Below are 11,757 nucleotides of genomic sequence, written 5' to 3'. Positions count from 1 at the left end.
CCAATGACATTCGTACTGCAACATACGGATAATGCCAGTGATGCCCGTACGGGAATCATTACTACCGATCACGGTCAGATCAAGACTCCCATCTTCATGCCGGTGGGAACCTGTGGCTCTGTGAAAGGGGTTCATTTTCAAGAACTGTGTGATCAGGTCAAAGCTCAGATTATTTTGGGTAATACCTATCATCTCTATCTTCGCCCGGGGCTTGAAATACTCAAGGTGGCAGGGGGCTTGCATGGTTTCAGTGGATGGGAGCGGCCAATCCTGACAGATAGTGGAGGCTTCCAGGTTTTTTCTTTGACTGGCATTCGAAAGCTGAGAGAGGAAGGGTGTGAGTTCCGTAGCCATATTGATGGCAGCAAGCATATTTTTACCCCAGAGAATGTGATGGATACAGAGCGGGTCATCGGTGCAGATATCATGATGGCTTTTGACGAATGCCCTCCCGGGCAGAGTGATTATCAGTATGCCAAGCAAAGCCTTGGGATGACGCAGCGTTGGCTTGATCGTTGTATACGGCGTTTCGATGAGACGGCCCCTCTCTATGGATATGCTCAGTCGTTGTTTCCTATAGTTCAGGGCTGTACCTATAAGGACTTGCGTCAGGAGGCGGCCAAATTTGTTGCAGATAAGGGGGCCGACGGCAATGCTATCGGAGGACTTGCCGTGGGAGAACCTACTGAAGTGATGTATGAGATGATAGAAGTGGTGAATGAGATACTGCCCAAGGATAAGCCCCGCTATCTGATGGGAGTGGGGACACCGCGGAACATCCTTGAAGCCATTGAGCGGGGGGTAGATATGTTTGACTGTGTGATGCCTACTCGTAATGGGCGTAACGCGATGCTCTTTACTTACAACGGTACGATGAATATGCGTAACAAGAAGTGGGAAATGGACTTCACCCCCATAGCCCCCGACGGGTGCGAGTTTGATAAGATTTATACCAAGGCTTATCTGCACCACCTCTTTAAGGCGCAGGAGCTTCTTGCCATGCAGATTGCCTCGATCCATAACCTGGCATTCTATCTCAGGTTGGTGTCTGATGCCCGCACCCATATAGAGCTGGGAGATTTTGTCCCTTGGAAAAATAGTATCATCGATCAACTTGGAAAGAGAGTTTAAGGAGAATATGGAATACAAGGAATTGCGAAGACACTATCAGCGCTATCGGGTGCTAAGATGGCTGGATAGGCATCCGGCCTGGTTACACCGTCTTGCACATTGGCTTTATGACCATACAGGATGGTTGCGGAAGAGGGGCATGGCCCTCGCATCTGAACTAGGCTTTCTGAAAGTGCTGAATCCATTTAAATATATCAAGCGGCTTGATTGGTATATCATCAAGAAGTTTATCGGCACTTATATCTTCTCTATTGTGCTGATTATTTCGTTAGCAGTGGTCTTTGATGTCAACGAGAATCTGTCTAAGTTCACTTCCTATCATGCGCCTTTGCACGCCATCATATTCGACTATTACCTGAACTTCATCCCTTACTTCTCCAATCTGTTCAGTGCGCTGTTTGTCTTTATCGCCGTAATCTTCTTTACATCAAAACTGGCAGGAAATTCCGAAATAATAGCCATGTTGGCGGCAGGTGTCTCTTTCAAGCGTCTTATGCGTCCTTATATGATATCATGCGTGCTCATTGCCATGGTGTCGTATTATTTGAGTGCTTATGTTATTCCCCACGGAACTGTTGTGCGACAGAATTTTGAGGCACTCTATCGTAACAACCAGAAAAGCACCTCCGCGGAAAATGTGCAGCTACAAGTGGGACCGGGCATCATCGCATATATCCAGCACTATGATAACAATCTGAAAAAGGGATATGGTTTTTCGCTTGATAAGTTTGAGAATAAGAAACTGATAAGCCATATGACAGCAATGGAGATACAGTATGACACCATCTCTGATTCGAAGTATCACTGGAATGCCCGACAATGGAAGATTCGTCAGCTAAAGGGATTGAAAGAGCATATCACGAGTGGTGCCCGTATGGATACCTTGATTCAGATGGAACCTACAGACCTTGTTTACTCAAAAGGACAGCAGGAGACTTTTACCTCTCCAGAGCTGCACGAGTATATTTCTAAGCAAATAGACCGCGGATCCAGCAATGTCGTCCAATATCAAGTAGAGTATCATAAACGAATTGCCTCTTCGTTTGCCTCGTTTATCTTGACGATTATCGGTTTTTCTCTGTCCTCACGGAAACGAAAGGGGGGGATGGGATTATATCTGGGTATCGGTCTGGTCTTGAGTTTTGCATATATCATGTTGCAGACTGTTTCGGCAACTTTTGCCATTAATGCAGGTTTTCCTCCCATATTGGCAGCATGGGTACCTAATATATTATTTGCCGTTGTCGCGTATTTCTGTTACCGACAGGCACCAAATTAAAACAATGAATATGAAATTTGAAGAATTAGATTTGAATGATAACATACTGGACGCGCTCTACGCCATGCATTTTGACGAATGCACTCCAGTACAGGAAAAGTGTATTCCTGAAATCTTGAGTGGTAAGGATGTTCTGGGAGTAGCCCAGACGGGAACGGGCAAAACAGCAGCTTATCTATTGCCCATCCTGTCAAGGCTTGATGACGGGGGCTATCCGAAAGATGCCGTGAACTGTGTAATCATGTCGCCGACGCGTGAACTTGCCCAGCAGATAGACCAGGCCATGCAAGGCTTTGGCTATTATTTGCAGGGAGTGAGTAGTGTGGCGGTCTATGGAGGCAATGACGGAAACCGTTACGACCAAGAGTTGAAGAGTATGCGGTTAGGGGCAGATGTAATCATTGCGACTCCGGGGCGGCTTATTTCACATTTGCAACTGGGAAATCTGGATCTTTCCAAGGTTTCCTTCTTCGTGCTTGACGAGGCCGACCGCATGCTTGACATGGGTTTCTCGGAGGATATTATGACAATAGCCAAGTATTTACCCAAGAGCTGCCAGACGGTTATGTTCTCCGCAACGATGCCGTCCAAGATAGAGGAGTTGGCAAAGACCTTGCTCAAGAATCCGTCGATGGTGAAGTTGGCAGTAAGCAAACCTGCGGAGAAGATTCAGCAGAGTGCTTATCTCTGCTATGAGCCACAGAAACTGGGAATTATCCGTCATCTTTTCAAGGAGAACGACCTGAAGCGCGTCATTGTTTTCTGCGGCAAGAAAACCAAGGTGAAAGAGGTGAATCGCCAACTCGTGAAGATGAAAATCAATTCGGGAGAAATGCATTCCGATCTCACCCAGAGTGAGCGGGATGATATGATGTTCCGTTTCAAGAGCGGGCAGTTGGATGTGCTTGTCGCTACTGATATCGTCGCGCGCGGTATCGATATTGATGATATCGCAATGGTCATCAACTACGATGTGCCTCGTGATGCGGAAGACTATGTGCATAGAATCGGGCGTACGGCCCGTGCCGATAAAGACGGGGTGGCCATCACTTTCGTCAGTGCCGAGGACATGTCTTACTTCAAGGACATAGAGCGTTTCTTGGGTAAAGAGATCAAGAAGAACGAGTTGCCGCAGGACTTAGGCGAGCAGCCGTCTTATAACAGGGGCGGGCAGAAGGCCAAGGCGCGTCGCCGCAACGACCGTAATCAGACCGCCCACAAGCGTAAGCCAACCTCTGCCAGTCGCCAAGAGACACGGCAGGAACCATTAGAGACAGCGGAAAAGACTGCTCAAGGGAAAAATGATGGCGGGCAAAAGAATTCCGCCAATCGCCGTCGTCGGAATCCCGGGCAGCCTCAAGGGCAGTCCGGCTCTCGCAATCGGCAGAGCAGGGGAGAATCATCTGCTTCCGAAGGGCAGCAGAACAAGCGCCCCAATGACAATCAACGGCCGCCGCAGAACCGTAAGCGCGTCAACAGGCAGCGTCATAATAACCGTAATGTACAAAAGCAGCAGGCGGAGGCCGTGGCTCGTCAACAGGCGCAGACAGCCCAGCCGCAGAAAAAGAGTATCACGGGTCTGGTAAAGAAAGCCTTTGGCTGGCTCCATCGCAAGTAGGTCTATGATCTCACGAGATAGCATAGAATCAGCCTACAGCTTCTTCCACCAGAAATGGAATGTCTTTTGCCACTCCACCATGGAGTGGCAAAAGGACGATATAGAATATGCCATAAGCCAATATGTCGATGAGATGAACCCGGAGCTGTATGCCATGATATCTAAAGGCAATCCCGACTTTATGAAGGCGCATCCTGCTTTTGCCGCTGATATGGAATCCGCCGTAAACCAGTTAGAGGCAATGCTGTAGCCCTCGCAGAGCCCTCTTCCTCCTTTCGGGGCATTTGTCCGAGGATGAGAATCTGTCGAAAGAGACAATTTTATCATGCAAAAAAAACAATTTTATCATGCAAAAAAAACAATTTAAGAACCTTTTTATGAGGCCAAACTTTCACTTCCTACTTCTTGTCGGAACGCTTATGCTCTTTTCCCTAACGGCTTTCGGTCAGGACTCTCGTCATGAAATCAGAACCGGATTCGGGGTAGGAGACGAGCCGCATTTGCATTCCGTGCAGCACAGCTATGTCCGCGACTATCATTTGGAGCCAGGAACAGGCGATATCGGCGTGAGTACGCAATGTCTTTCTTGGATCGTTTATCTGGAGTATTTCTGTCATCTCGGCAAGCGCTGGGCTGTAGGAGTGTCTGTCGGAGGCGGGATTGGATGGGAGGCCGCGCATGTGCCAGAGGTTTATCCCGATATCACGGTAGACATGAAGAGCCGCTCTTGTTTTGCAATGCCGGTAGTGAAATATACATGGTATGGGCACAATCGCTTCCGGTTTTACTCCAAAGCGGGGCTGGGCGCACGATATTACAGACTTGATGCAACTTGCGACACGCAATCATTTCCTGAAACACATGAGAACAATGTGAAGCTGTCCTATCAGCTTTCTGTGGCAGGCGTTGAGGTGGGCGGCGAGCGTGCGCGTTTCTTTACGGAGTTCGGTTATGGCATGCAAGGCGTCTTCAGCCTGGGAATTCTCGTGAACTTATAGCGTCATTTTCTCCTCCCTACACAGTTGCAATAGAGGAGAGACAAGTGTGCGAGTTGCTATCTTTACGAGACAGGGCAAAAAAACAAATAAAAATTTGTTGATTACGAAAAAAGTATGTACCTTTGCATTCGCTATTCAAAAGGACGGCTCCGTAGCTCAACTGAATAGAGCACTTGACTACGGATCAAGAGGTTGTGGGTTTGAATCCCGCCGGAGTCACTTCTTTACGATAGCAACATGATACGGATCGGCTCCGTAGCTCAACTGAATAGAGCACTTGACTACGGATCAAGAGGTTGTGGGTTTGAATCCCGCCGGAGTCACCAAGAAAGCTTCAGATTCTTTTCTGGGGCTTTTTTATTTGTCCCCTTTCCCGCCAAGGCGGGCTCAAGGGGTTCTTCAATAGGCTTGTCTTTGACGCTGGGGAATGCCTCGTTTTCTGGAGAAAAGTCTTCGGGGCAAAGCCCGGAGCCTCTGCTGATGTTGTTACACGGTGCTTGTAATGCCATTACACGCCGTTTGTAACATCGTTACACGCAGCATGTAATCCTGCGGGAAGCAGCCCGCATGAGAGCAAGGGACTCAAAACATACATAGAAAAGAGAGCCTCTCTCCTTCGGAAATACCTGTAGGAGAGAGGCCTTGTTTATTCAGCAGGTTTCTGCCTCGCTGCTATCGAATCATCTCCACGCTTCTCTTGAGGAATTTGTTGAGGGCGGCTCCTTTCAGCATTCCATTCTGGAGGAGGGCCAGGTCTATGAGTTGGTGTATCACTTTATTGCCCTTGGCATATCCGGCGAGAAGTTCGTTTTTCTTTTTCTTCTGGTCAGTAATAGCCTGTTCGGTATTCTTCAGATCGTCTTTCTCCTCCTGGGTAAGCTCTTCCGGCTTCTTGTTCTTTTGGCTCTGGTGCAAGGCTGCCAGTCGGGCTTCCTGTCCTTTCAGCTCGCTCTCTATAGGTTTCAGGGTATCGGCAGTGGCATTCTCAGTATCCTCAAGCACTTTCTTGATAAGCGGGTGGTCGGCGTTCAATACGGCGGCATAGCTGTCGGGCATCTCCTGATAGAATGCCATGCCCTGCTGGAAGCGGCTGATATCCTTCATCCGACGCATATACTCACTTTGGGTGAGCAGTATGGGCTGCCCGTTTTCACCCAGCGACTGCACTTCCACCATGAACTGCGCCTTCTCGATCTTTGGCATTTGAGATTGGAATACTTCTGCCAAATTGGCACTTTGCTCCTTGCTGAGCTCGGTTTTTTTCATCTCCTCCTTGATGATAAGCCGATCGACGATGTCGGAATCCACCCGTGTGAAGCGGCTTTTCTCAAACTTCTGTTCGAGCATGGAGACTACAGGGGTATCGAGTTCGCCATCCATCAAGAGTACGCTGTAGCCCTTGCTTTTTGCCGCCTCGATGTAGCTGTATTGTTCCTCCTTGTTATTGGCATAGAGATAGACGAGGTCTCCGTTCTTATCTGTCTGACTATCCTTGATGAGGGTCTTGTATTCCTCGAAGGTAAAGAACTTTCCGTCTATGTCCTTGAGCAGGGCGAAGTCCTTGGCACGGTCATAGAAGTCTTCCCGTGAGAGCATTCCGTAGTTAATGAAAATCTTCAGGTCGTCCCACTTCTCCTCGTAGTTCTTTCGGTCTTCCTTAAAGATATTCTGCAGCCGGTCGGCAACTTTCTTGGTAATATAGGTTGATATCTTCTTCACATTCGCGTCGCTTTGCAGGTAGCTGCGGCTGACATTCAACGGGATGTCGGGTGAGTCGATGACACCATGCAGCAAGGTGAGGAATTCCGGTACGATGCCGTCCACCTGATCTGTAACGAAGACTTGGTTACAGTAGAGCTGGATCTTATCGCGTTGCAGCTCTATATTGCTCTTGATGCGGGGAAAGTAGAGTATTCCCGTCAGGTTGAAAGGATAGTCCACATTCAGGTGGATCCAGAACAGCGGGTCGTCATTCATGGGGAACAGCGTGTGGTAGAACTTGATATAGTCTTCATCTTTCAACGAACTTGGGGCTTTAATCCATAGTGGTTCTACATCATTTATAATATTATCTTCGGCTGTGTCCACTTCCTTGCCATCTTTCCATTCGGTTTTCTTTCCGAAGGCCACAGGCACGGCGAGGAACTTGCAATACTTCCGCAGCAGGCTCTCTATGCGGGCTTTTTCCAGGAAATCCTTGCAGTCGTCGTCAATGTAGAGAATGATGTCAGACCCCCGGTCCTCCTTTTCTGCATCCTCCAATGTAAACGAAGGACTGCCATCGCAACTCCACTTTACGGCCTGCGCTCCGTCTTGATAGCTCTTGGTGATGATTTCCACCTTCTTGCTGACCATGAAAGCAGAGTAGAATCCCAGTCCGAAATGTCCGATAATGGCATTCGCCTTGTCCTTGTATTTGTCAAGGAAATCGTTGACTCCCGAGAAGGCTATCTGGTTGATATACTTCTCCACCTCATCGGCTGTCATGCCGATGCCGCGGTCGCTGATGGTCAGGGTTCCTTTGTCTTTGTCCAGACTTATGTGAATCGTTAGATCGCCCAATTCACCCTTGAAGTCGCCTTGCGTGGCAAGCGTCTTCAACTTTTGGGTTGCGTCTATGGCGTTAGACACCATCTCGCGCAGGAAAATTTCATGATCGGAATAGAGAAACTTTTTAATCACGGGGAAGATATTCTCTGTTGTAACCCCGATGTTGCCTTGTTTCATGTTTATATGTTTAATTTTGATTTCTGCCGGAAAGATTGCAAAAAGCGTGCCAAAAGAGCAGAGATGTCTTGTCTGGTCCTGAATTCATCTAAAACATGCGAATGGAAACTTTTATGTCTTTTCTTTGTGGTTTCGGTTTATTTTACTATCTTTGCCATCTATACAAATAGGTTAAATCATAGAATGGATGGAACATTATGACTATCTGATAGTAGGTTCCGGGCTGTTTGGCGCGACCTTTGCCCATTTGGCCCATCAGGATGGAAAGAAGTGCCTTGTTATCGACAAGCGTCCACATCTTGGCGGCAATGTCTATTGCGAGTATGTAGAGGGCATCCATGTGCATAAGTATGGTGCTCATATCTTCCATACGAACAATAAGAGGATCTGGGATTTTGTGAATTCCATCGTTGAGTTCAACCGGTATACCAATTCGCCCGTAGCCAATTATAAAGGTAAACTCTATAATTTACCTTTTAACATGAACACCTTTTATCAGATGTGGGGGGTAACCACGCCTGAGGAGGCACAGGCAAAGATAGAGGAGCAAAAATCGGAAGCCGTTGCCAGGATGCAGGCCGATGGAGTTTCGGAGCCCCGCAATCTGGAAGAGCAGGCTCAAGTGCTTATCGGAAAGGATATTTACGAACGACTTATCAAGGGTTATACCGAGAAGCAGTGGGGTAGGAAGTGTACCGAACTCCCGGCATTTATCATCAAGCGCCTTCCGGTGCGCTTAGTCTTCGATAACAATTATTTCAATGATTCCTATCAGGGAATCCCCATAGGGGGGTATAATAGGCTGGTGGAAGGCTTGTTAGAAGGCGTGGAAGTGCGGCTGAATACCGATTTCTTCAAGGAACTAAGGGGAGCTTGGAGCCATCTTGCTGATACCCTCGTCTACACCGGGCCTATTGATGAGTTCTTCGAGTTTAAGTTCGGCCGGCTGAATTATCGCACGGTGCGCTTTGAGAACGATGTGCTCGACATGCCCAACTATCAGGGTAATGCTGTCGTTAACTATACAGAGGTAGAAGTGCCCTATACCCGTATCATCGAGCACAAGCATTTCGAGATGTTCGGCCAGAAAGTTTATGATATCTCGAAGACCGTAATCAGTAAGGAGTACAGCACGGAGTGGCAGCCGGGTATGGAGCCTTATTATCCCGTGAACGATGCCCGTAATAATGAACTTGCCGCAAAGTATCGCGCTGAGACGACGGCGGAATCGAGTGTAATTTTTGGGGGGCGTCTGGCAGAATACCGGTATTACGACATGGCGCCTGTTATAGAAAGTGCTGTAAGGGCTTATGGAAATAGGAGTAAGGAGTAAAGGACTAAGGAGGGACAGTCTCCTTACAATTTCATCACTTCCCGATAGGGTTTATACAGAAAAATCATGCAAGGATATAAAGTAAAAGAATTCGGACAACCTGTCAAGCGCTATGTTCAGATATTGAGCTTGATGGATGAGCCGGAGTTGATTCGCCAGTACCGTTATGCCCATTCTAAGGAAGGGTTCTGGCCGGAGATAAAAGAAGGTATCAGGACTGTCGGTATTCTCGAGATGGAATTATATATATATGGTAATACCGAGGTGATGATTGTGGAAACTCCCCTTGATTTCGACTGGAATACGGCCATGGGCAAACTGGCAGGCTTGCCGCGCCAACAGGAGTGGGAAGATTTTGTCGGCCGCTTTCAGGTATGTCCGGAAGGCAGTACATCTGATGAAAAGTGGCATAAAATGGATCGGATGTTCTATCTCTATGAAGATTGAATTATTTGATTCAGCCTAAAGCGATATCAAAAACTTTAGCTTTTTCTTCTGTGTGTCGTTTTTTTTCTATATCTTTGCACCGTTTATAGACAAATCGAGTGAAAAGTGGACTTGACTAATCAATAGGAAAAGAAACAATTATCCTGTTGTTCATGGGGAGAGTCGCTATAACTCATAATTTTGTAAAAATAAAAAAGGCAATTAAGTAAGCTCTGCGAGCAAAGTTAGAGAAGGAACCAATAGGTCTTTGTATAAAGAAAGAAACCTGGTTTCATATCCGTTAGCCTTTTTCTATGGCTGTATTGAACTTGTTCAAAAGCGGAAGCATTAATTACTCTTCATCCTCTTTGCAATTTGTGGGGGAGGGAGGGGGAGGTGTGTATATGAACAAGAACTTTTAATTGTCTATTTCTGTCTTTTATTAGCGATTAAATATTGTCAAGGGAAAAGGAAAATTCGAGTAATAGCCTTATTGCCAAAAATGCCACCATGCTATATCTGCGGATGTTTATCAGCATGGCCATTAGCTTCTATACATCTCGTATAGTCCTGCAAGCACTTGGTGTTTCTGATTATGGCATTTATAATTTGGTTGGTGGGATTGTCGTTCTCGTCAATATGCTGAGCTCGGCATTAAATGGGGCAACGAGCAGATTTTTGACATATGCCTTGGGCCTACATGATGACGACACGCTAAGGCGAACCTTTTCCACAGCCTTGATTATACATTGCGGATTAGCACTTTTGTTCTTTTTCGTTGCTGAAACCGTGGGGTTATGGTTCGTCAATACGCAATTAGTTATACCTATAGACAGAATGGTCGCGGCAAATTGGGTATACCAGTCGGCTATTATATCAACGATGCTCGGCATAACGCAGGTACCTTATAATTCGTTGATAACTTCCCATGAGCGCTTTGGCATTTTTGCAGTAATAGATATCCTTAATTCTTGCCTGAAACTGGGAATCGCATTCGTTGTCCTATATAGTCTGAAAGACCATTTGGTTTTATATAGCATTTTATATGCAATAGTTGCCATTACCATAATGCTGTATTATCGCTATTACTGCATAAAACATTTCCCGGAGAGTCGTTTCCAGAGAGTATTGGATAAAAGTCTTTTACCAGAGATGTTGAAATTCTCTGGGTGGAATTTGTTTGGTAATGTATCTCTGACTGCTTCACAACAGGGGTTAAACATTATCTTGAATTGGTTCTTTGGTACTATCATAAATGCGGCTGCTGGTGTGGCATTGCAAGTACAGGCTATATTATACGCATTTATAGGAAACATTTCTGCAGCTTTTAGACCACAGGTTATTAAAGAATACGCTGTAGAAAATTATGAAAGAGTAAATTATTTAATAGATTTTGGTGCGAAGTTGTCATCTTTCTTTACTTTGTTAATATCTATACCAATAATTCTAAAAATGGATTTCTTGATACCCCTATGGTTAGAGAATGTCCCAGAAGGTACAATTATTATTTGCCAATTATTATTGGTAATGAATTTTTTTAATAGTTTTAATCCTCTTCCTTATGCCGCGATAACAGCAACGGGTAAAGTGAAAATTGTCAATATGATTTGCGGAACTATAAATCTTTTACAAATTCCGTTAATTTATATCCTCTTACGACTCACACATTCATATATATATGCTTACATCCTAAATATTGGTTTGCCGATATGTACGGGTATTGCATATTTAGTGATTCTCAAATTATATATGAAAGAGTTTCAATTACAGTGTTTCATAATAAAAAATATTCTTTTAATGACACTTATAGGATTAATAACTCTTGGCATTTGCTATTATTTAAATAGAATATTAACAAATCAGTGGATTGCAATATTCGTGATTTTATTAACCTCAACTATTCTCACAAGTTTAATGGTATATTTTGGCGTTATAGATGCAAAAATGAGAAAAAATATAAATAAAGTAATTAAAAAAAGAATAATTAGAGAGTAAATAGACCCATGTTGGAATTCAAATCTATTCACGGAAATTAATAGAGTATAGAAAATATGCAAGCAATTATTTTAGCAGCAGGGATGGGGAAACGCCTCGGCGAATATACTAAAAATCATAGCTGAAGTCTATAAATAGAAGGATAAAAGCAATAAATTGTTTTGTGAGTGCTTTCAACAGAACACTACTTCGGTAGGTTGTAAGCAATATAATAATAAGGAAACAAAATATATGGGAACTTTAAGTACAC

Annotated in this window: 9 protein-coding genes and 2 tRNA genes; 10 read left to right on the top strand and 1 reads right to left on the bottom strand. The window is 45.3% G+C overall.

Annotation, left to right across the window (positions count from 1 at the left end; genetic code table 11):
• Positions 1-3 precede the first annotated feature (3 nt).
• The 7 genes from tgt to C7120_RS10905 all read left to right on the top strand — a co-directional run bounded on the left by tgt (position 4) and on the right by C7120_RS10905 (position 5,352).
• A complete protein-coding gene (tgt, locus tag C7120_RS10935) occupies positions 4-1,131 on the top strand; it encodes a tRNA guanosine(34) transglycosylase Tgt (RefSeq protein ID WP_107621707.1) in 1,128 nt (375 codons plus the stop codon).
• 7 nt (positions 1,132-1,138) lie between these two features.
• Positions 1,139-2,410 carry an LptF/LptG family permease gene (locus tag C7120_RS10930; protein WP_107621942.1) on the top strand — a complete coding sequence of 424 codons (1,272 nt, stop codon included), beginning with the start codon at positions 1,139-1,141 and terminating at the stop codon, positions 2,408-2,410.
• Between the two features lie 10 nt (positions 2,411-2,420).
• Positions 2,421-4,028, top strand: coding sequence for a DEAD/DEAH box helicase (locus tag C7120_RS10925; RefSeq protein ID WP_107621941.1), 1,608 nt, complete (start codon positions 2,421-2,423; stop codon positions 4,026-4,028).
• A gap of 4 nt (positions 4,029-4,032) precedes the next feature.
• Positions 4,033-4,278 (top strand): hypothetical protein, encoded by a 246-nt coding sequence (locus tag C7120_RS10920; protein WP_107621706.1) that lies wholly within the window; start codon positions 4,033-4,035, stop codon positions 4,276-4,278.
• 127 nt (positions 4,279-4,405) lie between these two features.
• Positions 4,406-5,026: a hypothetical protein gene (locus C7120_RS10915; protein ID WP_146154260.1), complete on the top strand. Its 621-nt coding sequence runs from the start codon at positions 4,406-4,408 to the stop codon at positions 5,024-5,026.
• 145 nt (positions 5,027-5,171) lie between these two features.
• Positions 5,172-5,245: transfer RNA gene (locus C7120_RS10910), tRNA-Arg, on the top strand.
• Positions 5,246-5,275: 30 nt separating this feature from the next.
• Positions 5,276-5,352, top strand: a tRNA-Arg gene (locus tag C7120_RS10905).
• Between the two features lie 346 nt (positions 5,353-5,698).
• Here C7120_RS10905 and htpG read toward each other — a convergent pair.
• Positions 5,699-7,753 (bottom strand): molecular chaperone HtpG, encoded by a 2,055-nt coding sequence (htpG, locus tag C7120_RS10900; RefSeq protein WP_107621704.1) that lies wholly within the window; start codon positions 7,751-7,753, stop codon positions 5,699-5,701.
• A 187-nt stretch (positions 7,754-7,940) separates the two neighbouring features.
• Between htpG and glf the strand changes: the two genes are divergently transcribed.
• The 3 genes from glf (at position 7,941) to C7120_RS10885 (ending at position 11,507) form a co-directional block, all read left to right on the top strand.
• Entirely contained in the window at positions 7,941-9,086 is a 1,146-nt protein-coding gene (glf, locus tag C7120_RS10895; RefSeq protein ID WP_107621703.1) for a UDP-galactopyranose mutase, read from the top strand.
• Positions 9,087-9,152: 66 nt separating this feature from the next.
• On the top strand, positions 9,153-9,533 hold the full coding sequence (locus tag C7120_RS10890; RefSeq protein ID WP_107621702.1) for an L-rhamnose mutarotase: 381 nt from the start codon (positions 9,153-9,155) through the stop codon (positions 9,531-9,533).
• A 516-nt stretch (positions 9,534-10,049) separates the two neighbouring features.
• On the top strand, positions 10,050-11,507 hold the full coding sequence (locus tag C7120_RS10885; RefSeq protein ID WP_233247094.1) for a polysaccharide biosynthesis protein: 1,458 nt from the start codon (positions 10,050-10,052) through the stop codon (positions 11,505-11,507).
• Positions 11,508-11,757: the final 250 nt, after the last annotated feature.

The organism is Prevotella sp. oral taxon 376 (assembly GCF_003043945.1).
GTDB lineage: Bacteria > Bacteroidota > Bacteroidia > Bacteroidales > Bacteroidaceae > Prevotella.
This window is presented reverse-complemented; position numbering and strand designations above follow the sequence as displayed.

Bases quoted from the DNA above. Each gene is read 5' to 3' on its own strand.
- glf (WP_107621703.1), top strand. From the start codon at position 7,941: ATGGAACATTATGACTATCTGATAGTAGGTTCCGGGCTGTTTGGCGCG.
- C7120_RS10925 (WP_107621941.1), top strand. From the start codon at position 2,421: ATGAAATTTGAAGAATTAGATTTGAATGATAACATACTGGACGCGCTC.
- C7120_RS10920 (WP_107621706.1), top strand. From the start codon at position 4,033: ATGATCTCACGAGATAGCATAGAATCAGCCTACAGCTTCTTCCACCAG.
- C7120_RS10915 (WP_146154260.1), top strand. From the start codon at position 4,406: ATGAGGCCAAACTTTCACTTCCTACTTCTTGTCGGAACGCTTATGCTC.
- htpG (WP_107621704.1), bottom strand. From the start codon at position 7,753: ATGAAACAAGGCAACATCGGGGTTACAACAGAGAATATCTTCCCCGTG.
- C7120_RS10885 (WP_233247094.1), top strand. From the start codon at position 10,050: ATGGCCATTAGCTTCTATACATCTCGTATAGTCCTGCAAGCACTTGGT.
- C7120_RS10890 (WP_107621702.1), top strand. From the start codon at position 9,153: ATGCAAGGATATAAAGTAAAAGAATTCGGACAACCTGTCAAGCGCTAT.
- tgt (WP_107621707.1), top strand. From the start codon at position 4: ATGACATTCGTACTGCAACATACGGATAATGCCAGTGATGCCCGTACG.
- C7120_RS10930 (WP_107621942.1), top strand. From the start codon at position 1,139: ATGGAATACAAGGAATTGCGAAGACACTATCAGCGCTATCGGGTGCTA.